The sequence below is a fragment of the Pseudomonas sp. EU05-FHT14B02 genome (assembly GCF_058791055.1).
The window spans coordinates 98,418-121,496 of record NZ_JBYTDD010000020.1; the positions used below are offsets into that span (position 1 = coordinate 98,418).

21 protein-coding genes are annotated in these 23,079 nt (G+C 62.5%); 14 read left to right on the forward strand and 7 right to left on the reverse strand.

Features of this window, described 5'->3' with window-relative positions:
- Window positions 1–20: 20 nt before the first annotated feature.
- The 7 genes from AC3WTM_RS18965 to gshB all read right to left on the reverse strand — a co-directional run bounded on the left by AC3WTM_RS18965 (window position 21) and on the right by gshB (window position 6,013).
- The gene (locus tag AC3WTM_RS18965; RefSeq protein WP_102670633.1) at window positions 21–1,292 is read right to left on the reverse strand and encodes a dihydroorotase; all 1,272 of its coding nucleotides are present in this window, start codon (window positions 1,290–1,292) and stop codon (window positions 21–23) included.
- Window positions 1,289–2,293, reverse strand: a complete 1,005-nt coding sequence (locus AC3WTM_RS18970; RefSeq protein ID WP_085716380.1) for an aspartate carbamoyltransferase catalytic subunit — start codon at window positions 2,291–2,293, stop codon at window positions 1,289–1,291. The genes AC3WTM_RS18965 and AC3WTM_RS18970 overlap by 4 nt, the downstream gene beginning before the upstream one ends.
- A gap of 27 nt (window positions 2,294–2,320) precedes the next feature.
- On the reverse strand, window positions 2,321–2,824 hold the full coding sequence (pyrR, locus tag AC3WTM_RS18975; RefSeq protein WP_102670634.1) for a bifunctional pyr operon transcriptional regulator/uracil phosphoribosyltransferase PyrR: 504 nt from the start codon (window positions 2,822–2,824) through the stop codon (window positions 2,321–2,323).
- A gap of 79 nt (window positions 2,825–2,903) precedes the next feature.
- Window positions 2,904–3,341 carry a Holliday junction resolvase RuvX gene (gene ruvX / locus AC3WTM_RS18980; protein WP_056726497.1) on the reverse strand — a complete coding sequence of 146 codons (438 nt, stop codon included), beginning with the start codon at window positions 3,339–3,341 and terminating at the stop codon, window positions 2,904–2,906.
- A complete protein-coding gene (locus tag AC3WTM_RS18985) occupies window positions 3,341–3,913 on the reverse strand; it encodes a YqgE/AlgH family protein (protein WP_102670635.1) in 573 nt (190 codons plus the stop codon). The genes ruvX and AC3WTM_RS18985 overlap by 1 nt, the downstream gene beginning before the upstream one ends.
- A gap of 182 nt (window positions 3,914–4,095) precedes the next feature.
- The gene (locus AC3WTM_RS18990) at window positions 4,096–4,995 is read right to left on the reverse strand and encodes an energy transducer TonB (protein WP_057712923.1); all 900 of its coding nucleotides are present in this window, start codon (window positions 4,993–4,995) and stop codon (window positions 4,096–4,098) included.
- Between the two features lie 64 nt (window positions 4,996–5,059).
- Entirely contained in the window at window positions 5,060–6,013 is a 954-nt protein-coding gene (gene gshB / locus AC3WTM_RS18995; protein ID WP_102670637.1) for a glutathione synthase, read from the reverse strand.
- A 348-nt stretch (window positions 6,014–6,361) separates the two neighbouring features.
- Between gshB and pilG the strand changes: the two genes are divergently transcribed.
- The 14 genes from pilG to madL all read left to right on the forward strand — a co-directional run bounded on the left by pilG (window position 6,362) and on the right by madL (window position 23,079).
- Window positions 6,362–6,766 (forward strand): twitching motility response regulator PilG, encoded by a 405-nt coding sequence (gene pilG / locus AC3WTM_RS19000; protein WP_090451937.1) that lies wholly within the window; start codon window positions 6,362–6,364, stop codon window positions 6,764–6,766.
- Between the two features lie 57 nt (window positions 6,767–6,823).
- A complete protein-coding gene (pilH, locus tag AC3WTM_RS19005; protein WP_007897961.1) occupies window positions 6,824–7,189 on the forward strand; it encodes a twitching motility response regulator PilH in 366 nt (121 codons plus the stop codon).
- A gap of 10 nt (window positions 7,190–7,199) precedes the next feature.
- On the forward strand, window positions 7,200–7,739 hold the full coding sequence (locus tag AC3WTM_RS19010; protein ID WP_102670638.1) for a chemotaxis protein CheW: 540 nt from the start codon (window positions 7,200–7,202) through the stop codon (window positions 7,737–7,739).
- A gap of 142 nt (window positions 7,740–7,881) precedes the next feature.
- Window positions 7,882–9,942, forward strand: a complete 2,061-nt coding sequence (locus AC3WTM_RS19015) for a methyl-accepting chemotaxis protein (protein ID WP_102670639.1) — start codon at window positions 7,882–7,884, stop codon at window positions 9,940–9,942.
- Window positions 9,943–9,979: 37 nt separating this feature from the next.
- The gene (locus tag AC3WTM_RS19020) at window positions 9,980–15,994 is read left to right on the forward strand and encodes an Hpt domain-containing protein (RefSeq protein ID WP_102670640.1); all 6,015 of its coding nucleotides are present in this window, start codon (window positions 9,980–9,982) and stop codon (window positions 15,992–15,994) included.
- The gene (locus tag AC3WTM_RS19025) at window positions 15,987–16,448 is read left to right on the forward strand and encodes a chemotaxis protein CheW (RefSeq protein WP_102670641.1); all 462 of its coding nucleotides are present in this window, start codon (window positions 15,987–15,989) and stop codon (window positions 16,446–16,448) included. Before AC3WTM_RS19020 ends, AC3WTM_RS19025 begins: the two co-directional genes overlap by 8 nt.
- A gap of 138 nt (window positions 16,449–16,586) precedes the next feature.
- Window positions 16,587–18,257: a malonate decarboxylase subunit alpha gene (mdcA, locus tag AC3WTM_RS19030; protein ID WP_008001151.1), complete on the forward strand. Its 1,671-nt coding sequence runs from the start codon at window positions 16,587–16,589 to the stop codon at window positions 18,255–18,257.
- Window positions 18,257–19,132 carry a triphosphoribosyl-dephospho-CoA synthase gene (locus AC3WTM_RS19035; protein ID WP_102670642.1) on the forward strand — a complete coding sequence of 292 codons (876 nt, stop codon included), beginning with the start codon at window positions 18,257–18,259 and terminating at the stop codon, window positions 19,130–19,132. Before mdcA ends, AC3WTM_RS19035 begins: the two co-directional genes overlap by 1 nt.
- Window positions 19,132–19,431 carry a malonate decarboxylase subunit delta gene (locus AC3WTM_RS19040; protein ID WP_057712932.1) on the forward strand — a complete coding sequence of 100 codons (300 nt, stop codon included), beginning with the start codon at window positions 19,132–19,134 and terminating at the stop codon, window positions 19,429–19,431. Before AC3WTM_RS19035 ends, AC3WTM_RS19040 begins: the two co-directional genes overlap by 1 nt.
- On the forward strand, window positions 19,424–20,275 hold the full coding sequence (locus tag AC3WTM_RS19045) for a biotin-independent malonate decarboxylase subunit beta (RefSeq protein WP_102670643.1): 852 nt from the start codon (window positions 19,424–19,426) through the stop codon (window positions 20,273–20,275). The genes AC3WTM_RS19040 and AC3WTM_RS19045 overlap by 8 nt, the downstream gene beginning before the upstream one ends.
- Complete coding sequence (mdcE, locus tag AC3WTM_RS19050) at window positions 20,272–21,075, forward strand: biotin-independent malonate decarboxylase subunit gamma (protein WP_102670644.1); 804 nt, start codon at window positions 20,272–20,274, stop codon at window positions 21,073–21,075. The genes AC3WTM_RS19045 and mdcE overlap by 4 nt, the downstream gene beginning before the upstream one ends.
- Entirely contained in the window at window positions 21,069–21,689 is a 621-nt protein-coding gene (locus tag AC3WTM_RS19055) for a malonate decarboxylase holo-ACP synthase (RefSeq protein WP_102670645.1), read from the forward strand. The genes mdcE and AC3WTM_RS19055 overlap by 7 nt, the downstream gene beginning before the upstream one ends.
- Window positions 21,686–22,597 carry a malonate decarboxylase subunit epsilon gene (gene mdcH / locus AC3WTM_RS19060; RefSeq protein WP_102670646.1) on the forward strand — a complete coding sequence of 304 codons (912 nt, stop codon included), beginning with the start codon at window positions 21,686–21,688 and terminating at the stop codon, window positions 22,595–22,597. The genes AC3WTM_RS19055 and mdcH overlap by 4 nt, the downstream gene beginning before the upstream one ends.
- A 65-nt stretch (window positions 22,598–22,662) precedes the next feature.
- Window positions 22,663–23,079, forward strand: coding sequence for a malonate transporter subunit MadL (gene madL, locus AC3WTM_RS19065; RefSeq protein WP_102670647.1), 417 nt, complete (start codon window positions 22,663–22,665; stop codon window positions 23,077–23,079).

Sequence of the window (23,079 nt, forward strand, 5' to 3'; positions counted from 1 at the left end):
CGAATGCAGGCGACGCGGAGTTACGCTTGGTGGCTAATGCGGCCATCCACCAGGGTGTAACGCACCACGCCCGGCAAGCTGTGGCCAATGAACGGGCAGTTTTCGCCTTTGGACAACCAGCTTTCACCCGCCACGGTCGAGGCCGCCGGGTCGAACAGCACGATGTCCGCCGCGCCACCCACCGCCAGTTTGCCTGCCGGCAGACGCAAGGCTTCGGCAGGGCCGGTGCTCAGGCGCTTGATCAGTGTCGGCAGGTCCAGCAAGCCGTCTTCGACCAGGGTCATTGCCAGTGGCAATAGCAGTTCAACGCTGCTGATGCCTGGCTCGGTCGCGCCGAACGGTGCCAGTTTGGCATCACGCTCATGGGGTTGGTGATGACTGGAGATCGCCGAGATCACGCCCGATTTCACCGCTGCGCGCAGGCCGTCGCGGTCGGCGCGGGTGCGTAGCGGTGGCTGGACGTGATACAGGCTGCTGAAGTCGATCAGGGCTTCGTCGGTCAGGATCAGCTGGTATAGGGCGACATCCGCTGTCACCTTCAGACCCCGGGCCTGGGCCTGGGCGATCAGCTCTACGCCGCGTGCGCTGGTGAGCTGGCTGAAGTGCGCGCGCACGCCGGTCTGTTCAACCAGCAGCAGATCCCGGGCCAGGGCGACGGTTTCAGCGCTTTCCGGGATGCCCGGCAGGCCAAGGAAGCTGGCGGTCGGGCCTTCGTGAGCCAGGCCGCCCTCGGCCAGATCGTAATCCTGGGAGTTGAAAATCACCGTCAGGTCGAAAGTCGCTGCGTAGTCCAGCGCCCTGCACAGGGTGCGGGTGTTGCGGAAACTCTCCAGCCCGTTGCCGAAGGCCACGCAACCGGCATCGCGCAGTGCTACGAGCTCTGCCAGCTGTTCACCGTCCAGGCCTTTGCTCAGGGCGCCAATCGGGAAGACTTTGGTGTTGCCGGCCTCGCGGGCACGGTCGAGGATCAGTTCGGCCACCGCCGAGGTGTCCAGTACCGGTTTGGTCTTTGGCGGGCAGCACAGGCTGGTCACGCCACCAGCCGCCGCCGCGCGGGTTTCGCTGACAATCGAGCCTTTGCGGCTGTAACCCGGCTCGCGCAGGGCAACGTTGAGGTCGACCAGGCCGGGAGCGGCCACAAGGCCTTTGGCGTCAATTGTGTCGACGGCGACAAAACCGGCTGGCGCCACGCCAAGGGCGACGACTTTGCAGGCTTCAATGTGGATATCGGTCACTTGATCCAGGCCACTGGCCGGATCGATCACGCGGGCGCCGAGAATGCTGAGCTTCACTGGGCTTTCTCCTGCTCGAATTGGCGTTGCGCAGTCTGCCCGCTCATGGCCATGGACAGTACCGCCATACGAATGGCGATCCCGTAGGTCACCTGGTTGAGGATCACCGAGTGCGGGCCGTCGGCCACCGCTGACTCGATTTCCACGCCACGGTTGATCGGCCCCGGGTGCATCACGATGGCATCGGGCTTGGCGCCGGCCAGGCGCGCGGTGGTCAGGCCGAACAGGCGGTAGAACTCGCCTTCGCTCGGCAACAGGCCGCCGGTCATGCGTTCACGCTGCAGGCGCAACATGATCACCACGTCAACGTCCTTCAGGCCTTCGGTCATGTCGGTGTAGACCTTCACGCCGTATTGCTCGATGCCGATCGGCAGCAGGGTTTTCGGCGCAATCACGCGAATATCCGGGCAACCCAGGGTTTTCAGGGCCAGCATGTTCGAACGCGCAACCCGCGAGTGCAGGATGTCACCGACGATGGCCACCGAAAGGTTTTCGAACCCGCCCTTGTGCCGGCGGATGGTGAGCATGTCGAGCATGCCCTGGGTCGGGTGAGCGTGCCGGCCGTCACCGCCGTTGATGATCGCCACTTGTGGGCAAACATGTTCGGCGATGAAGTGCGCGGCACCCGAATCGCCGTGGCGCACGACGAACATGTCGGCAGCCATGGCTTCCAGGTTGCGCAGGGTGTCGAGCAGGGTTTCGCCCTTGCTTGCCGACGATGTCGACACGTTGAGGGTGATCACGTCCGCCGAGAGGCGCTGGGCCGCCAGTTCGAAGGTGGTACGGGTACGGGTGGAGTTCTCGAAGAACACGTTGCACACGGTCTTGCCGCGCAGCAGCGGGACTTTCTTCACGGCCCGGGCGCCGACTTCAAGGAAGGAGTCGGCAGTGTCGAGGATTTCCGTCAACAGTTCGCGGCGCAAACCGTCGAGCGAGAGGAAGTGGCGCAGCTGGCCCTGATCATTGAGCTGCAGCGGGCGCTTGGTTTCTAGAGGCGTCATCGCAAGGGGGACTCTCAATAGGGCGAATTAAAGGGCGAGGTCTTGCAGTTCGAGCGCGAGCTCGGGACCGGACAGCTTCACCCGTTCGTGGGCCGCCAGCGACAGGGTGGCGCCAACCACGTTCGGGCGGATCGGCAGTTCGCCGGCGTCCAGGTCCAGCAGGCACACCAGCGTTACGCTGGCCGGGCGGCCGTAGTCGAAAAGTTCGTTCATGGCGGCGCGGATGGTCCGGCCGCTCATCAGCACGTCGTCGATCAGCACCAGGTGCTGGCCTTCGATCTCGAACGGCAACGCCGAAGGGCGAACCTGCGGGTGCAGGCCGTTCTGGCTGAAGTCGTCGCGGTAGAAGGACACGTCCAGGGTGCCGAGGGGGGCATTGCTGCCCAGCTCGTTGAGCAGAGCCTGGGCCACCCAGACGCCGCCGGTGCGGATGCCGATGAAACGCGGGTCGCTGATGCCTCGTTTGGCAAGATAGGCGTCAAGTCGGGTCGCCATCTGGCTGATCAGTTCGGCGGGATTGGGCAGGCTCATGGTTGCTCCTTCTTGGGCCCGAGCCAGCCTGTGCGGGAAGTGGCTCGGGTTGTAGCTAAGAGAGACGCGCAGCGGCTCTTCAGGATTCAAACAGTGCGGTGTTTTCGTCGAGCCAGCCTTGCAGCAGCAGGGCGGCGGCGATGGCATCGACCGGGTTGTCGCGGTAACTGCCTTTCTGGCCGCCACGAGCCAGGCGTTCGCCCTTGGCCTCGAAGGTGGTCAGGCGTTCATCGTGGGTATAGAAGGGCAAATTGAAGCGGCCGTTCAGGCGCCGGGCGAACTTTTCCGCGCGGGCGCACATGTCGCTGGGCGTACCGTCCATGTTCAACGGCAGGCCGACCACCACGGCATCGGGTTTCCACTCTTTTATGAGGGCTTCGACCTGGTTCCAGTCAGGAATGCCATTCTGCGCCTTCAGGGTGCATAGCTCGCGGGCCTGACCGGTAATCACCTGGCCGACCGCAACGCCGATCTGTTTGGTGCCGTAGTCAAAACCCAGAATCAGCTTCAGGGCCATCAGGCGTGCCCCGCCTGACTGGTCAGCAGGCTGAGGTTGACGCCCAGGTGCTTGGCGGCAGCTTCCAGACGCAGTTCGCTGCTGGTGTTGAACAGGATGTCCGCGTCGAACGGGCAGTTCAGCCAGGCGTTCTGCGCCAGTTCGGCCTCCAGTTGCCCGGCTTCCCAGCCGGCGTAGCCGAGGACGATCAGGCTTTTTGCCGGGCCGACGCCGTCAGCGATGGCGAACAGCACGTCCTGGGAGGTCGACAGGGCCAACTCGTCTTCCAGATCAACGGTCGCCTGGAAACTCTGCCCCTTGGGGTGAAGGACGAAACCGCGATCGGTCTGCACCGGGCCACCGATGAAGATCGGCACATGCTGGCAGAGGGCAGGCGGTTCGATTTCCGGGCGCAATTGCTCAAGGATATCGGCCAGGTTCAGATCTTGCGGACGGTTGACCACCAGCCCCATGGCGCCATTGGCCGTGTGCTCGACGATGTAGGTCAAGGTGTGCGCAAAGTTTGGGTCGGCCATGTGCGGCATGGCGATCAGGAATTGATGCTTGAGGTAGCTGGGGCTGACGTTTTTCATGACCGCTAGTGTGGCGTTCGAGGGGCGAACTGACAAGCTGGGGATGCACAGGAATTAGCGCAATTCTGTAGGAGCGAGCTTGCTCGCGATGGTCGTCAAGGATAACGCTGCCAGGTTGACACCCCGCGGTGCTCTCAGGTTTATCGCGAGCAAGCTCGCTCCTACAGGTGTGGGGTGTGTGGTCAGTTACTGGAGAGGCGATCGCCGCGGGCAAATTTCCAGGTGCGGATTATCTCCAACCGATCGATATCCGACAAATCCCCGGTAAACGGCGCAAAAGGCGCTGCCAGCCTGACGATCCGTTGCGCCGCCTGATCCAGCAGCGGCTGACCTGAAGATTCCAGCACCAGCACTTCATACAGTGAACCATCACGGTTGATCGACACCATCAAGCGCAAGTTGCCGTAGATCTGTTTGCGCCGCGCTTCATCGGGGTAGTTGAGGTTACCGATCCGCTCGACTTTCTTGCGCCATTCGTCCTTGTACCAGGCGCCCTTGTCGCGCATGGTCGAGGCCGCGCTCAAGCGGTGAATGCGCGGGCGCTTGGCGTACAGCTGTTGTTCGGCGGCCAGTTCCGCTTCCAGGCTGGCGATGTCGCTGGACAGTTGCTCGCTGTCGAAGGTCGGCGCCTGGACCTGGGTTTTTACCTCGGTCTTGGGCTCCTCGGTCTTGGCGGGGGCTTTTTTCGGCTTCGGCGCCACGGTGGTCACGGCAGCCTTGGGCGGGGCTTCCTGCACTTCAGGCTTGGCAGCCGGCGGTGGCGTGACTTTTTGTACCTTGTTGTCCTGGAACGGCGCGACCTCGGTGGTCTTGGGAATCGCCTTTTTATCCAGGGTGCCGCTACCTTGCTGATTCTCCTGGGCCAGGAAATCGGCTTTCTCTGGCTTCTTTTCGCTCTTGAAGGTGGCGAGGGTGATTTCCAGGGTTTTGCTGATCTGCTTGGGCTCGACCACTGCAAATCCGACACCCAACAGCAAGGCCAAGTGGATCAGCGCCGCCAGAAACAGGGTAAAACCGAGGCGATCGACCGGGCGCACGCCACGGTGGGCGAGTTCGGCAGGCAGATCGGACGGGAGTGTCATGACAAGGAAACCAACATCGCGTTTTCACAGGCCGCGCATGATAACGCAATGTTGGTTTGGCTAATCAACGTGCCTTGAGCTTCTGATCGATGGCATCCATCAGCATGCCGCCGATGTCGGTGCCAAACGCGTTATCAATCTCGCGAATGCAGGTCGGGCTGGTGACGTTGATCTCGGTCAGGTGCTCGCCGATTACGTCCAGGCCAACGAACAGCAGGCCTTTTTCACGTAAGGTCGGGCCGACTTGCGCGGCGATCCATCGGTCCTTGTCGGTCAGCGGGCGGGCTTCGCCACGCCCCCCGGCAGCGAGGTTGCCACGGGTTTCGCCCAGGGCCGGAATCCGCGCCAGGCAATAATCCACAGGCTCGCCGTCGATCATCAGGATTCGCTTGTCGCCATCGACGATAGCCGGCAGGTAACCCTGGATCATGATTTGCTGCTGACCATGCAAGGTCAGGGTTTCGAGGATCACCGACAGGTTCGGATGCCCTGCAGTGTGGCGGAAGATCGAAGAACCGCCCATGCCGTCAAGCGGCTTGAGGATCACATCGCCATGATGGTCGGCGAATTCGCGCAGCACGTCAGGGCGACGGCTGACGATGGTCGGCGGCGTGCACTGCGGGAACAGTGTAGCGAACAGCTTTTCGTTGCAGTCGCGCAGGCTTTGCGGCTTGTTGACCACCAGCACGCCGGCGCGTTCGGCTTGCTCCAGCAAATAGGTGGAGTAGACGAACTCCATGTCGAACGGCGGATCCTTGCGCATCAGGATCACGTCCAGATCGCTCAGCAGTGCGTCGCTTTCGGCGCCCAGTTCGAACCATTTTTCCGGGTTGGCGAAAACCTGCAACGGACGCATCCGGGCTCGGGCCTGGCCTTCGCCCTGATACAGGTCGCGCTGTTCCATGTAGAACAGCTCCCAGCCACGCTTCTGCGCGGCCAGCAGCATGGCCAGCGAGCTATCCTTTTTATAGGAAATGCTGGCGATAGGGTCCATGACAATCCCGACGCGAACGCTCATGGGTGTTTCCTCGAAATTTGGGGGGCTATGTCGATCTCTGTAGGAGCGAGCTCGCTCGCGATGAACCCGAGAACAACACGCTTATACAGCCAGCACGCGTTATCGTTGACGGCCATCGCGAGCAAGCTCGCTCCTACAAAAGATCAGCGTATAAAAGTGGCGTCAGAGTGGCGCTGAGTGTGTTCCCGGTCAAGGAAAAACCACCTTGCGGGTCGGCCGATAGATTGGTGTTGGAGACTGTGCTAAAAAGGCTGCCATGTCGTGCCGGCCCTTGAACACCAAGGGTTTCGAGCCGCGTTAACCGGCAAACGGACAATTTGTTTCGCAAAGGCGACGGTAGAGCATTTTATGGAACAGCACCCCAGCGCCTTGAAGGTCATGGTGATCGACGATTCGAAGACGATCCGTCGCACCGCCGAAACGCTGCTCAAGAACGTGGGTTGTGAGGTCATTACGGCCATCGACGGTTTTGATGCCCTGGCCAAGATTGTCGACAACCATCCCGGCATCATCTTTGTCGACATCATGATGCCGCGCCTGGATGGTTATCAGACCTGCGCCCTGATCAAGAACAACAGCGCGTTCAAGTCCACGCCAGTGATTATGCTGTCGTCCAAGGACGGACTGTTCGACAAGGCCAAGGGGCGCATCGTCGGCTCCGACCAGTTTTTGACCAAGCCTTTCAGCAAGGAAGAATTGCTTGATGCGATCCAGGCCCATGTTCCTGGTTTCGCCGCCGTTTTGCCGCAGTAGGACACGCACAGTGACGCTCGGCCATCGGGTCAGGCGTCGACAAGAATGGGGAAGACCATGGCACGTATTCTGATCGTCGATGATTCGCCGACCGAAATGTACAAACTGACCGGCATGCTGGAAAAGCACGGTCATGAAGTGTTGAAAGCCGAAAACGGCGCCGACGGCGTGGCCCTGGCCCGCCAGGAAAAGCCCGATGCGGTGCTGATGGACATCGTCATGCCAGGCCTCAATGGCTTCCAGGCCACCCGCCAGTTGACCAAGGACCCGGAAACCGGGCACATCCCGGTGATCATCATCACCACCAAGGATCAGGAAACCGACAAAGTCTGGGGCACGCGCCAGGGCGCCAAGGACTACCTGACCAAGCCGGTCGATGAAGACACCCTGATCAAGACCCTGAACAACGTGCTGGCCGGTTGATCGTCAGACCATGAACGAGTCGCTGACGGCTTTCGAACTGCTGCTGCAGATCGACCAGCGCTGTCGTTTGCTGGCGGCGGACTTGCCGTCCCAGCCGGCCCGGCGGGACAGTTGGAGCGGCATCGGTTTTCGTCTGGGCGAGCACTGGTATGTCGCGCCCATGAGCGAAGTCAGCGAGGTCCTACACGAGCCGCGCTGCACTCAGCTACCGGGGGTCAAACCCTGGGTCAAGGGTGTCGCCAACCTGCGAGGACGTTTGCTGCCGGTCATGGACTTATGCGGCTTCTTCGGGCACGAGCTTTCGGCGGTACGTCGACAGCGGCGGGTGTTGGTGGTGGAACATGAAGAGGTGTTTGCCGGGTTGCTGGTCGATGAAGTCTTCGGCCTCCAGCACTTTGCCCAGGACAGCCTGGAGCCGGTGCCGGCAGACGAATTGAAGGGGCCGGTGGCGACGTTTGTCAAAGGCCGGTTTCAGCGTGAGCAGTGCTGGCAGGTGTTCAGCCCGTTTGCGTTGACGCAGTCTCAGGGGTTCATGAACGTCGCGGTGTAAACACGGACCCTTGTAGGAGCGAGCTTGCTCGCGATGGTGTGTCAGTAACATAGATGTCGACTGGGTACACCATCGCGAGCAAGCTCGCTCCTACAGGAGTACTCGAAGGCCTTCAAAGGTGTGGGTTAACAGGCGAGGACCGATGATAAAAGCAAAAGCAGGCAAGCCAATGGAAGGGTCGCGCAGCCGGTCGCAGATTATCGTGCTATTCATCGCGTTGATCGTCTTCATCATGCTGCTGTTCGCCAACTTCGCGTACCTCAACACCCAGGCTATCTACGACAAACAGTACATCGGCCACGCCGGCGAACTGCGCGTGCTGTCCCAGCGTATCGCCAAAAACGCCACCGAAGCCGCCGCCGGCAAGGCTGCCGCGTTCAAGTTGCTCAGCGATGCGCGCAACGATTTTGCCCGGCGCTGGGGTTTTCTGAAGACGGGTGACCCGGCCACTGGCCTGCCACCGGCCCCCGCCACCGTGCGTCCGGAGATGCGCGCGGTGCAACAGGACTGGGAGCGGCTGCTGAAGAACACCGATGCGATTCTCTCCAGCGAGCAAACCGTACTGTCGCTGCATCAGGTCGCCGCAACCCTGGCCGAAACCGTGCCGCAATTGCAGGTTGAGTACGAGAAAGTCGTCGAGATTCTCCTGCAACGGGGCGCCCCGGCGGCACAGGTGGCCATGGCCCAGCGCCAATCGCTGCTGGCCGAGCGGATCCTCGGCGCAGTCAACACGGTGTTGGCCGGCGACGAAAATTCACAGCAGGCCGCCGATGCGTTCGGGCGTGACGCAACGCAGTTCGGCAAGGTGCTCAACGGAATGCTCCAGGGCGACCCGGCGCTCAAGGTCAGCCAGGTCGAAGACCGCGACGCCCGTGCGCGACTCGCGGAAATCTCCGAGCTGTTCGAGTTCGTCTCGGGCTCGGTGGACGAGATCCTCGAAACCTCGCCGGAGCTGTTCAAGGTCCGCGAATCGGCCTCGAACATTTTCAGTCTGTCGCAAACCCTGCTCGACGAAGCCTCACACCTGGCCAGCGGTTTTGAAAACATGGTAGGCGGGCGAACCACCGACACCATTGGCGGCTATGTGCTGGGCCTGTTGGCGCTGGCTTCGATCATCCTGATCGGTTTGGTGATGGTGCGCGAAACCAATCGTCAGTTGCGCGAGACCGCCGAGAAAAACGAGCGTAACCAGAACGCGATCATGCGCTTGCTCGACGAGATCGAAGACCTGGCCGACGGCGACCTCACAGTGACTGCCTCGGTGACCGAAGACTTTACCGGCACCATCGCCGACTCGATCAATTACTCCGTCGACCAGCTGCGCGATCTGGTCGCGACCATCAACCTCACTGCCGGCCAGGTTGCCGCCGCCGTGCAGGAAACCCAGGCCACCGCCATGCACCTGGCGCAGGCCTCGGAACATCAGGCCCAGCAGATTTCCGAGGCCTCCATGGCGATCAACGACATGGCCGAGTCCATCGACCAGGTGTCGGCCAACGCGGCTGAATCGTCAGCGGTTGCCGAACGCTCGGTGGAAATCGCCAACAAGGGCAACGAGGTGGTGCACAACACCATCCACGGCATGGACAACATTCGCGAGCAGATTCAGGACACCGCCAAGCGCATCAAGCGCCTGGGCGAGTCATCCCAGGAAATCGGCGACATCGTCAGCCTGATCGATGACATTGCCGATCAGACCAATATCCTGGCCCTCAACGCGGCCATCCAGGCGTCCATGGCCGGTGACGCCGGTCGCGGTTTCGCCGTGGTCGCCGATGAAGTGCAACGCCTGGCCGAGCGCTCATCCGCGGCCACGCGGCAGATTGAAACCCTGGTGCGGGCGATCCAGACCGACACCAACGAAGCGGTCATTTCCATGGAACAGACCACGACCGAGGTGGTGCGCGGCGCCCGTCTGGCGCAGGATGCCGGTGTGGCCCTGGAAGAAATCGAAGGCGTCTCCAAAACTCTAGCGGCGTTGATCCAGAGTATTTCCAATGCGGCGCAACAGCAGACGTCGTCGGCCGGTCAGATTTCCCTGACAATGAACGTGATCCAGCAGATCACCTCGCAGACGTCGTCGGGTTCCACCGCTACGGCCGAAAGCATCGGCAACTTGGCGAAAATGGCCAGTCAGTTGCGTCGTTCGGTGTCCGGTTTCACCTTGCCGGATGCCAAGGCGCGGGTTGTGGACAAAGCTTGAACCGCCCATGGGTATCTGAATTGTGATTGGAGTGGTTATGGGTGATCGGCACGACTATGTGGCCCTCGAGTGGGTCAAGGGCGAGATTGCCGAAACGCTGAAACAGGCTCATCACGCGATTGAAAACCTGCTCGATGACCCGCAGGCGACGCAAGCGCTGGATGCAAGCCTTTCGTGCATCCATCAGGTTCACGGCAGTTTGCAGATGGTCGAGTTCTACGGCGCGGCGTTGCTCGCCGAAGAAATGGAACAATTGGCCATGGCCTTGCAGGGCAATCGTGTCAGCCATCGCGACGAGGCGTTACACCTGTTGATGCAGGCCCTTGGGCAGCTGCCGATCTACCTCGACCGGGTGCAAGACGCGCGTCGCGACTTGCCACTGGTGGTGTTGCCACTGATCAACGACCTGCGCAGCGCTCGCGGCGAAAGCCTGTTGTCGGAAACCAGCCTGTTCAGCCCGCAATTGCCCGAGTTACCAGCGTTGGACGCACAAACGCTGGCGCAACTGGAACCGGTCGAATTGCCCGGTGTGCTGCGAAAGCTGCGGCAGATGCTGCAAATGGCGCTGGTCGGATTTTTGCGTGAACAGGACAACGACACCAACCTCGATTACCTGGCCAAGGTATTCACCCGCCTCGAAGCACTGTGCGACAACGCCCCCCTGAGCCCGTTATGGCAGGTGGCATCGGCGCTGGTCGAAGGCATGCAGGGCGGTGCGATCGCCAATAGCCCGGCCTTGCGCAGCCTGTTCAAGGATGCCGACAAGGAACTCAAGCGTCTGCTCGAACAGGGTATGCCCGGCATCAATCAACCGGCCCCGCCGGAGCTGCTCAAGAGTTTACTGTTCTACATTGCCAAGGCCGAACATCCCACCGGGCAGATGCTGACCATGAAAGAACGCTACTCACTGGACGACGCGCTGCCCGACAGCGTGATGGTCGATGAAGAACGCGCGCACCTGGCCGGTCCCGACCGCGACGCCATGCGCTCGGTGCTGGCTGCGCTGTGCGAAGAGCTGGTGCGGGTCAAGGAACGCCTGGACCTGTTCGTGCGCAGCGACCGCCAGCACACTTCCGACCTCGACAGCCTGCTGGCGCCGCTGCGGCAAATCGCCGACACCCTGGCGGTCCTGGGCTTCGGCCAGCCGCGCAAGGTGATCATCGATCAACTGGCGGTGGTGCTCAGCCTCGCTCAGGGCCAGCGCGAACCCAACGATGCGATCCTCATGGACGTTGCAGGGGCCTTGTTGTATGTCGAGGCGACGCTGGCCGGCATGGTCGGTACCGTGGAGCCGGAGAGCCAGGACGACAACCGCCTGCCCACTACAGACCTGACGCAGATTCATCAGATCGTGATCAAAGAGGCGCGCATCTGTTTGCAGCAGGCCAAGGACATGATTGTCGACTATATCGACGCCGATTGGGACCGCCAGCATTTGCAGGCGTTGCCGGCCTTGCTGACCCAGGTGCGCGGGGCGCTGGCGATGATTCCGTTGAGCCGGGTGGCGAGCCTGGTCGAAACCTGCAATCACTTTATTCGCGAGCACTTGTTGCTCGAGCCGGGTCAACCGGGCTGGCAGGAACTGGATAGCCTGGCCGACGTGATCACGAGCATCGAGTACTATCTCGAACGGCTCAGTGATGACCCGCAAGCGCAGGGTGAAAACCTGCTCGATGTCGCGGAAAAAAGCCTGGCGAACCTCGGTTTTTTCCCCAGTGAGCAGCATGTGCCAGTGCTTGATGATGTGCTCAATCCGACCCAGGCGCAGGTCATGCAGATGATGCAGGAGCTGGAGGATCCACAGGTCGTCCAGACCTTGGCCGATGTGCTCGCCAGTCCGGTTTCGACTGTGAATCCGCCCGCGCTGAACACCCCGGGCAGCCTGTTGCCGCCACCCGCAGGCGAAGAGCCAGTGGACGAAGAACTGCGCGAAGTGTTCCTCGAAGAAACCGACGAAGTCCTGGAGATCCTGCGCGAATACTTGCCGCGCTGGTCCGCCAACCCAGACAACCGCTCGGCCCTGAGTGAGTTGCGCCGCGCCTTCCATACCCTCAAGGGCAGTGGCCGCATGGTACGCGCCCTGGTGCTGGGCGAGCTGGCCTGGGCCGTGGAAAACCTGCTCAATCGCGTACTGGAGAACAGTGTGGAGCCGGGTGCTACGGTGCAGCAACTGATCGGCGATGTGCTGCATCTGCTGCCGGAGCTGGTGGCTGAATACGCCGCCAATGCCCAGCGTCAGCGCAACGATGTCGATCAGTTGGCCGCCCGCGCCCATGCCTTGGCCAAGGGCGATGAACCGGTATCCGATGAGGATACGCAAGATGTCGCGGCCCTCGACCCGCTGTTGCTGGAGATCTTCCGCAAAGAGGCCGAAACCCACTTGGGCAGCCTCAATCGCTTCCTTGATCAGGCCGCCGAGCATGTGCCGTTGCAGGCCAGCGACGAATTGCAGCGCGCCTTGCACACCCTCAAGGGCAGCGCCTCGATGGCGGGCGTGTTGCCGATTGCCGAACTGGCCGCACCGCTGGATCAACTGGCCCGGGAATACAAGGCGCACCTGATCGCACTGGATCTGGATGAAGTCGAATTGTTACTGGAGGCAGAAGGACTGTTTCGCCTCGGCTTGCGCCAGCTCAAGCGCGATCCGCTGGCGGAAATTCCCGGTGCCCGGGGGTTGACCGAGCGAGCCAGGGCGCTGCTGACCGAGCGTCTGGAAAACCTCCTGAACACACCGAACACGGGGCTTCGGATCAAGCGCGACCCGCAGTTGATCAACAACTTCCTCGCCCAAGGCATGGACATCCTGCTGGATGCCGAAAGCCTGTTGCAGCGTTGGCAGCAACACCCCGGCGAACGTCAGGAGCTCAGCGCGCTGCTGGACGAATTGACCACCCTCGGCGAAGGCGCCCATCTGGCCGACCTGCACCCGGTGGACGAGTTGTGCGAGGCGTTGCTCGACCTGTACGGTGCCGTGGAAGAAAGCAGCCTGGCGGTCAGCGAGCGGTTTTTCCATGAAGCGCAGGGTGCCCACGAAGCGCTGATCAACATGCTCGACGAACTGGCCGCCGGTCAGGAAGTCAGCCCGCAGCCGCAACGGATCAGGGCCTTGCGCGAGCTGCTCGACGAGAGCCTTGACCCGTCGGCCATGGGCCTGATCCGCAGCGATGGCAGCCGAAGCCTGAGCATCCGCGAACTGGGTTCTGTCACCGAGGAACTTGAGCGCACGCTACCCCCTGTCCCTGTAGGAGCCAGCTCGCTCGCAATGGACTCAAATGCACCGCGCTTATCCAATGACAACGCGTCATCGTTGACGCCCGTCGCGAGCGAGCTCGCTCCTACAGGAGAGGGGCGCGAACTGGACGAGGAAATCGTTGCGATCTTCCTTGAAGAAGCGGTGGATATCCTCGAAAGCGCCGGTCAGGCCTTGCAGCGCTGGTTGCGCGACTCGGACAACGCCGCGCCGCTGTCGTCCCTGCAACGGGATTTGCACACCCTCACAGGCGGTGCGCGCATGGCCGGGGTCGGGCCGGTCGGCGATCTGGCCCATGAGCTGGAAAGCCTTTACCAGGGCCTGGTGGACCGTCGTTATGCCTTCAGCGATTCACTGGTGGTGCTGCTCAAACAGAGCCATGAGCGACTGGCGTTGTACCTTGAACAGTTGCAACTCAACCAGCCGCTGGACGATTCCCGTGAGCTGATCGAAGCCATTCGTGCCTACCGTCAAGGGCATGTGGGCATCACCGAGGGGGCCCGGCAGGCGACCGGCAGCGACGCGGCTGCGCACGATACTGAATTGCTGGAGATCTTCCTCGAGGAAGGTTTCGACATTATCGAAAGCTCCGGGGCGGCGCTTGAGCGCTGGCAGGCCCAGCCTTCGAGTCGTCAGGAGGTGGAAACCCTGCTGCGCGACCTGCACACCCTCAAGGGCGGTGCGCGCATGGTGGAAATCGCCGCGATTGGTGATCTGGCCCATGAACTGGAGTTCCTCTACGAAGGCCTGTCCACTGGCGTGCTGCAACCGACGGAGCCGTTGTTCGCGCTGTTGCAGCGCAGCCATGACCGACTGGCGCAGATGCTCGATGCTGCCCGCGCCGGTGAGCCGATGCCGCCGGCCGATCGCTTGATTGATGCGATCAAGAACTTCAGCCATCCAGCCGTGCCGGAAACGCCCGCGTCGATTGCGCTGTCGGCCAAGCCCGAGCCGCTGGCGCCGCCGTCCGATGCCGGCGTGGACATGGTCAAGGTCTCGGCGGAACTGCTCGACGATCTGGTCAACCTGGCCGGTGAAACATCGATCTTCCGTGGCCGAATCGAACAACAGGTCAACGATGCGCACATCGCCCTGAATGAGATGGAGACCACTATCGAGCGGATGCGCGACCAGTTGCGCCGCCTCGATACCGAAACCCAGGGGCGGATTCTCAGCCGCCAGCAAGTCGAGGCCGAACGCCTGGGCTACGAGGAATTCGACCCGCTGGAAATGGACCGCCACTCACAGTTGCAGCAACTTTCCCGGGCATTGTTCGAGTCGGCTTCTGACTTGCTCGACCTCAAGGAAACCCTCGAGCGACGCAACCAGGACACGGAAAACCTCCTGCAACAGCAGGGCCGCATCAACACCGAACTGCAGGAAGGCCTGATGCGCACGCGCATGGTGCCGTTCGAACGCATGCTTCCGCGTTTGCAGCGCATCGTCCGGCAGGTGTCCAGCGAACTGGGCAAGGACGTGGACTTCATCGTCGACAACGCCGAAGGTGAAATGGACCGCAGCGTTCTTGAACGCATGGCCGCGCCGCTGGAACACATGCTGCGCAACGCCGTCGATCATGGCCTGGAGTCCGTTGAAGTGCGGCTGGCGGCGGGGAAGCCGGCCAAGGGGAAAATCACCCTCGATCTGCTGCGCGAAGGCGGCGACATCATTTTCGACATCCGCGACGACGGCGCCGGTGTACCGCTGGACGCGGTGCGGCGCAAGGCAATCAAGCGGGGCCTGCTCGCCCCGGATAGCATCATCAGTGATCACGACGTGTTGCAGTTCATCCTGCAACCGGGGTTTTCCACCGCCGAGAAAATCACCCAGATCTCCGGACGCGGCGTCGGCATGGACGTGGTGCATGAAGAGGTGCGACAACTGGGCGGCACCATGAGCATCGACTCTGTGCCCGGGCAGGGCGTGCATTTTCGAATTCGCCTGCCGTTTACCGTATCGGTCAACCGGGCGTTGATGGTGCAGTGCGGTGAGGACCAATACGCGATCCCGCTCAATACCATCGACGGTATCGTTCGCGTTCTGCCTAATGAGCTCGAAGGGTATTTCCGCTTCGATTCGCCAACCTACGAATACGCCGGCCAACATTACGAGCTGTGCTATCTGGGTGAGCTGCTGAAAACCAGCCCGCGCCCGAAGCTGTTGGGCCAGAGCCTGCCATTGCCGGTGTTGCTGGTGCAGTGCAATGAACGGCACATCGCGGTGCTGGTGGATGCCATGGCCGGCACTCGCGAAATCGTGGTCAAGAGCCTGGGGCCGCAATTTGCGGCGGTGCAAGGGGTGTCCGGGGCGACGATTCTCGGGGACGGCCGGGTGGTGCTGATTCTGGATTTGCTGGCGCCGATCCGCGCCATGCAGGCCCGTGTGCCCCAGCGTCCGGCGGGGCAAGAGGTCGAGGTCGAACCGCATCGGCCACTGCTGGTGATGGTGGTCGACGACTCGGTCACCGTGCGCAAGGTCACCAGCCGCTTGCTCGAACGCCACGGCATGAGCGTGCTGACCGCCAAGGACGGAGTCGATGCCATGCTGCTGCTGGAAGAGCACATGCCCGACCTGATGCTGCTGGACATCGAGATGCCGCGCATGGATGGCTTCGAAGTCGCGACTCAGGTGCGCAACGACGAACGCCTGCAACACCTGCCGATCATCATGATCACCTCCCGCACTGGACAGAAACACCGCGACCGCGCCATGGCCATTGGCGTCAACGACTACCTTGGCAAGCCGTACCAGGAATCGGTGCTGCTCGAAAGCATCGCCTTGTGGAGCAAGACCCATGCTTGAGCACCGCACCAGCAACCTCACCGGCCTGCTGCTGCCGTTGGCCGACCGCAACCTGATCCTGCCCAACGTCGCCGTTGCCGAGCTGATCGATTACCAGCAGCCGGGGACGTTCGACCTCGACACGCCGCCGTGGTACCTGGGCCTGGTGACATGGCGTGACCGGCAGATTCCGCTGCTGAGTTTCGAGTCGGCATGCGCGCAGAAAATCGTCATCGGCGAACGCGCGCGGATCGTCATTCTCAACGCCCTGGGCGGGCGTCCAGAGCTGAAATTCATCGCCCTGCTGGTGCAGGGGATTCCTCGCTCCTGCAAGCTCGATAGCCAATTGAGTTATGTGGATGTGCCATTGTGTTCGCTGGAACAGGCGGCGGTACAGGTGGGCGAGCAAGTGGCCAAGGTGCCGGATCTGTTGGCGCTGGAGGCGTTGTTGGTGAATGCCGGGTTGACCATCTGATCGCGGGCTTGCCCGCGAAGTCGGCGGAACAGGCAAGAATCATTACCCTGAGCGTAACGATCCACCACTCTGCTTGATTGATGCCCCCAACCAACACTCCTAAGGTGACCCCCACGACAGCGAACCCGTGGAGTGGTCATGACAACAACAATATCCCCCGACTCGCGATGGACGCGGCGGCGCAGCGAAAAGCAGCGGCGCCTCGAGCTGGTGCGAGGTCTTGCCGACGGTGTGGTGTTGCCCACCGACAACATCGTCGCGGCGCTTGAAGCGCTGATTCTGCCCGGCGACCGCGTGGTGCTCGAAGGCAACAACCAGAAGCAGGCGGATTTCCTTTCGCGCTCCCTGGCCAAGGCCGACCCCGCGAAGCTGCATGACCTGCATATGATCATGCCCAGCGTCGGACGCTCCGAGCACCTGGATCTGTTCGAACGGGGCATCGCCCGCAAACTCGACTTCTCTTTCGCCGGTACCCAGAGCCTGCGCATCAGCCAGTTGCTCGAAGACGGCCTGCTGGAAGTCGGCGCGATCCACACCTACATCGAACTCTACGCACGGCTGGTGGTGGACCTGATTCCCAACGTCGTGTTGTCGGCCGGGTTCATGGCCGACCGCGCCGGCAACATCTACACCGGGCCGAGCACCGAAGACACCCCGGCGCTGATCGAGCCGGCGGCCTTCAGCGACGGCATCGTCATCGTCCAGGTCAACCAGTTGGTGGACGACGTCAGCGATCTGCCGCGCGTCGACATCCCGGCGTCCTGGGTCGACTTCGTGGTGGTGGCTGACAAGCCGTTCTATATCGAACCGCTGTTCACCCGCGACCCTCGGCACATCAAGCCTGTGCACGTGCTGATGGCGATGATGGCGATTCGCGGGATCTACGAAAAACACAACGTGCAATCCCTCAACCACGGCATCGGTTTCAATACCGCTGCCATCGAACTGATCCTGCCGACCTACGGCGAATCCCTCGGCCTCAAAGGCAAGATCTGCCGCAACTGGACGCTCAACCCGCACCCGACGCTGATCCCGGCGATTGAAAGTGGTTGGGTCGAAAGCGTGCATTGCTTTGGCACCGAACTGGGGATGGAGAACTACATTGCGGCGCGGCCGGATGTGTTCTTTACCGGGCGCGACGGCTCCCTGCGTTCCAACCGGATGTTCAGCCAGCTGGCCGGGCAATACGCCGTGGACCTGTTCATCGGCGCGACTTTGCAGGTCGATGGCGATGGTCATTCTTCCACCGTCACCCGCGGGCGCCTGGCCGGTTTCGGCGGCGCCCCGAACATGGGACACGACCCGCGTGGTCGTCGTCATGGCACGCCGGCCTGGCTCGACATGCGCAACACCGATGTAGCCGAGCCGATGCTCGAACGTGGCAAAAAGCTCGTGGTGCAGATGGTCGAGACCTTCCAGGAGGGCGGCAAACCGACCTTCGTCGAAACCCTCGATGCGGTGGATGTGGCGAAGAAAAGCGGCATGCCACTGGCGCCGATCATGGTCTACGGCGACGACGTCACCCACTTGTTGACCGAAGAAGGCATCGCCTACCTGTACAAGGCGCGCTCACTGGAAGAACGCCAGGCGATGATCGCCGCCGTCGCCGGGGTGACCGCCATCGGCCTGCGCCACAACCCCAAAGACACCGCGCGCATGCGCCGCGAAGGCTTGATCGCCTTGCCCGAAGACCTCGGCATCCGCCGCACCGACGCCACCCGCGAACTGCTCGCGGCGAAAAGCGTGGCCGATCTTGTTGAGTGGTCCGGTGGCCTCTACAACCCGCCCGCCAAGTTCAGGAGCTGGTAATGCACGCACTTAACCTGCAACCAAAAAGCCTGAGCCTGGCCGAACGGCTGGCGGACCTGGCAGTGGATGCGCTGATCGACGAGGCTGATCTGTCGCCGAAACCGGCACTGGTCGACCGTCGCGGCAATGGCGCCCACACCGATTTGCACCTGGGGCTGATGCACGCCTCGGCGCTGTCTTTGTGGCCGGCCTTTAAAGAAATGGCGGAAGTCGCCATCGAGTTCGGCGAGATCGGCTTGCCCCTGCGCGAAGCCGTGGGCCGCATCGGTCGCGAAGGTGAGCAAGCCATGCTCGACACCACCGGCGGGGTGAACACCCATCGCGGAGCAATCTGGGCCTTGGGCTTGCTGATCACTGCCGCTGCACTGGAACCTCAATCCTGCAACGCCAATAGCGTGGCATTACGGGCGGCGCGGCTGGCCCTGCTCGACGACCGTTTTGCGCCACGTCCGCTCAGTCACGGTGCGCAAGTCGCCCAACGCTACGGTGCTCGCGGTGCCCGTGAAGAAGCGCAACTGGGTTTTCCGGCGGTGACCCAACGTGCACTGCCACAACTGCTGCGCAGCCGCGCCGCCGGTCATGGCGAGCAGAACGCCCGGCTCGACGCACTGTTGGCGATCATGACGAGTCTGGCCGACACCTGCGTGCTTTACCGCGCCGGTGAAGAAGGCCTGAACATCATGCAACTGGGCGCCCGGGAGGTGCTCGATGCAGGCGGCAGCGCCAGCCTCGGCGGACGTCGCCGCCTGCATGAGCTGGACCAACAACTCATCGCGTTGAATGCCTCGCCCGGTGGCGCTGCCGACCTGCTTGCAGCCTGCCTGTTCATCGACCGTATCGCGTCTGGCGACGGCCTTATCCAGGGAGTGTTTTGATGGAAACCTTATCCTTTGAATTCCCCGCCGGGCAGCCGCCACGCGGTCGCACCCTGGTGGGTTGTGTCGGCTCTGGCGATCTGGAAGTGCTGATCGAACCGGGTCAGGCCGGCAAGTTGACGATCAATGTGCAGACCTCGGTCAACGGCAGCGAACAACGCTGGCGGCATCTGTTTGCACGGATGTTCGACGGCCAGACGCCCCCGGCGATGGACATCGACATCCACGATTTCGGCGCGACACCCGGCGTGGTGCGTCTGCGTCTGGAACAGGGCTTCGAGGAGATCGGCCATGACTGACAGCGCATCTTTGCTCAACAAGCACAGCTTCGTCGAACTCGGTGCCCGGCAACGGGCCAAGGCCCTGCTCGATGCCGGCACCTTCCGCGAACTGCTCGACCCCTTTCAACGGATCATGTCGCCGTGGCTGTCGCGCCAGGGCGTGGTGCCGCAAGCCGACGACGGCGTGGTGATCGCCAAGGGCAATCTCGATGGTTTGCCGGTGGTGATCGCGGCCATCGAAGGGGCGTTCCAGGGCGGCAGCCTCGGTGAAGTCGGCGGAGCAAAAATTGCCGGCGCGCTGGAACTGGCCGCCGAAGACAACCGCAACGGTATCCCGACCCGCGCCCTGCTGTTGCTCGAAACCGGCGGCGTGCGCTTGCAGGAAGCCAACCTCGGCCTGGCGGCAATTGCCGACATCCACGCGGCGATTGTCGATTTGCAGCAGTACCAACCCGTGGTCGGTGTGGTGGCGGGCAGCGTCGGTTGCTTTGGCGGCATGTCGATTGCCGCCGGGTTGTGCAGCTACCTGTTGGTGACCCAGGAAGCGCGACTCGGCCTGAACGGCCCGCAGGTGATCGAACAGGAAGCCGGACTTGAGGAGTACGACTCCCGCGACCGACCCTTCATCTGGAGCCTGACCGGTGGCGAGCAACGCTTCGCCAGTGGTCTGGTGGATCGCTATGTTGCCGACGACGTGGCGCAGATCCGCCAGCAGGTGGGTGAGTTACTCCAGCAAGGATTGCCAGCGCAACCGCGTAGCCAACAGGCCGGGTTGTTCCTGCAACGGTTGGCGCGTCTGGATGCTGAACCGCAAATCGAGCCGTCCGTGGTTCGCGATCTGTACCAAGGAGAACGCCCATGAGTTCGTATTCCCTGCGAGGCTTGAACTGGTTCAACGCCTTGAGCGCCGGAGCGAAAGCAGTCGAGGGTTTGCCGGCTTCGCTGAAGGTCGCGGACGCCGTGCTGGGCGATCAGCCTGCGCGTTTCCTCGCGGTGGTGGCCGACCCGGAAAACCGCTTCGTCCGTGCACGTAACGGCGAAGTGGGTTTGCTCGAAGGCTGGGGCCTGGCCAAGGCCGTGGATGAAGTCATCGCCGCCGATCAAAACAAGGCACGCAAGCGCGCTCTTATCGCCATCGTCGACGTGCCGAGCCAGGCTTACGGTCGACGGGAGGAAGCCCTTGGCATTCATCAGGCGCTGGCCGCTGCGGCGGGCAGTTATGCCCGTGCCCGTCTGGCCGGTCATGCGGTGATCGGTTTGCTGGTGGGCAAGGCGATGTCGGGCGCGTTTCTGGCCCACGGCTATCAGGCCAATCGCTTGATCGCCCTGCGCGATCCGGGAGTGATGGTGCACGCCATGGGCAAGGCGTCGGCCGCGCGGGTGACCTTGCGCAGCGTCGAAGAGCTCGAAGCCTTGGCTGCCAGCGTGCCGCCGATGGCCTATGACATCGACAGCTATGCCAGCCTCGGGTTGCTGTGGGAAACCTTGGCGGTGGAGAAGATCGAGCAGCCGACGGCGGCGGATCTGGCGCGGGTGACCGAGTGCCTGCATCAGGCGATTGACGATGTGGCCGCCGCTGGCCGTGATCTGAGCGGTCGGCTGGGTGCGGCCAATCGGGCGGCGTCGAGCAAGGTTCGTCAATTGCTGAGAGCGCAGTGGTGAGCAGGCTACTGGCTCACGACCTGCTGTGGGGCATGACCCCGCAGCAGTTGCCCGCGGATGCGCCTGCCTGGGTGATCGAGTCGATCATTGCCGGCCAGCCGGTGGTGGTTCGTCGTGCCTTGAGCGCGGCGGGGCAGGTGGCGGTGGGCGTGCGCGGGCCGTTGCGCGAACAGCGATTTGCCGCGGTGATGGAAGTCGCCGCCATCACCCGGCGGGTGCAGCCGGAAGAGCTTCGCCAAGTTCAAGGCCCGCGTGATTTCCCGGCGCTGCGTGCCTTGGCGCAACTGCGCGCGCACCTGGATGACAGTGGCTGGGTCTGGGGTGTCAGCGGCAGCGCCGGGTTCGAGTTGGCCAGTGGGTTTGCCGCTTTGCACCAGGGCAGCGACCTCGACCTGATCCTGCGTACGCCACGTCCGTTGAGTCGTGTCGACGCCCAGGCGTTGGTGGCCGTTCTTGATACAGCCGTGTGCCGTGTAGACCTGCAACTGCAGGCACCGTCGGGCGCCGTTGCCTTGCGCGAATGGGCCGGTGCTTCGTCGCGAGTCCTGCTGAAAAATGCCATTCAAGCCACCCTGGTGACTGATCCGTGGAATCCACAGGAGCAAGCAGCATGAGCAGCTTGCTGGTGTTCCCCGGCCAGGGTGCGCAACAACCCGGAATGCTGGCGCGTTTGCCTCGGGAAACGTTGAACGAGGCGAGCGACCTGCTCGGTGAAGATGTGACGCAGCTGGATTCTGCCGAGGCGTTGCAGTCGACGAGGGCGGTTCAGCTTTGCCTGCTGATCGCCGGTGTCGCTGCTTCTCGCCAGTTGGGCATGGCCCCGGACTACGTGGCCGGCTTGTCGATCGGCGCTTACCCGGCCGCGGTGGTGGCTGGCGCCTTGGGTTTCAGCGATGCGCTGCATCTGGTCAGCCTGCGCGGTGAGCTGATGCAGCAGGCTTATCCACAGGGCTACGGCATGACCGCGATCATCGGTCTCGACCTGGCCACGGTGGAAGGATTACTGGCCCGGGTGCACAGCGCAGAAATGCCGGTTTATCTGGCCAATATCAACGCCGATAACCAGGTGGTGATTGCCGGTAGCGACGCGGCGATGAAAGCGGTGGCCGGGTTAGCGAAAGGTTGCGGAGCGGGCTTGGCCATGCGTCTGGCGGTGAGCGTGCCGTCCCACTGCCCATTGCTTGAGGCCCCCGCGCAACGGTTGGCCGAAGCCTTCGCCAAGGTGCCGCTGCACACCCCGAAGACGGGTTACCTGAGCGGCAGTCGTGCGCGTCCGCTGATCAAGCCTGAAGCCTTGCGTGACGACCTGGCCTTCAACATGTGCCGCATCGTCGATTGGCGCGGCACGGTACAAAGCGCCTACGAGCGCGGCGTACGTCTACAGATCGAACTGCCGCCCGGTGCGGTGCTGACCGGACTGGCGCGCCGGGTGTTCGAGCAGGGCACCGTGATTGCCTTTGACGGTGCACGGCTCGACACCTTGCAGGCGCTGATGCGTGAGGAGGGAAGCCGCCACTCCTAGATCATCTGACTTAAGGCTTCGAACAACAAAAACAACATTCGAAATGCACTTTGAGGACAACAACAATGATTATTTACGGTGTGGCGCTGTTGGCGATCTGTACGCTGGCAGGCGTGATCATGGGGGACATGCTCGGGGTGTTGCTGGGTGTGAAGTCAAACGTCGGCGGTGTCGGGATCGCGATGATCCTGCTGATTTGCGCACGGTTGTGGATGCACAACCGTGGCGGCATGACCAAGGATTGCGAGATGGGTGTCGGCTTCTGGGGCGCGATGTACATCCCGGTGGTGGTGGCGATGGCGGCACAACAAAACGTGGTCACGGCGCTGCATGGTGGTCCGGTGGCGGTGTTGGCAGCGATCGGTTCGGTGGTGATCTGCGGCTGCACCATTGCCCTGATCAGCCGGACCCATAGAGGCGAGCCCTTGCCCGATGAGCCGGTGGATGTAACGCCGGTTGGCGCACCGGCAGGAGGTCGCTGA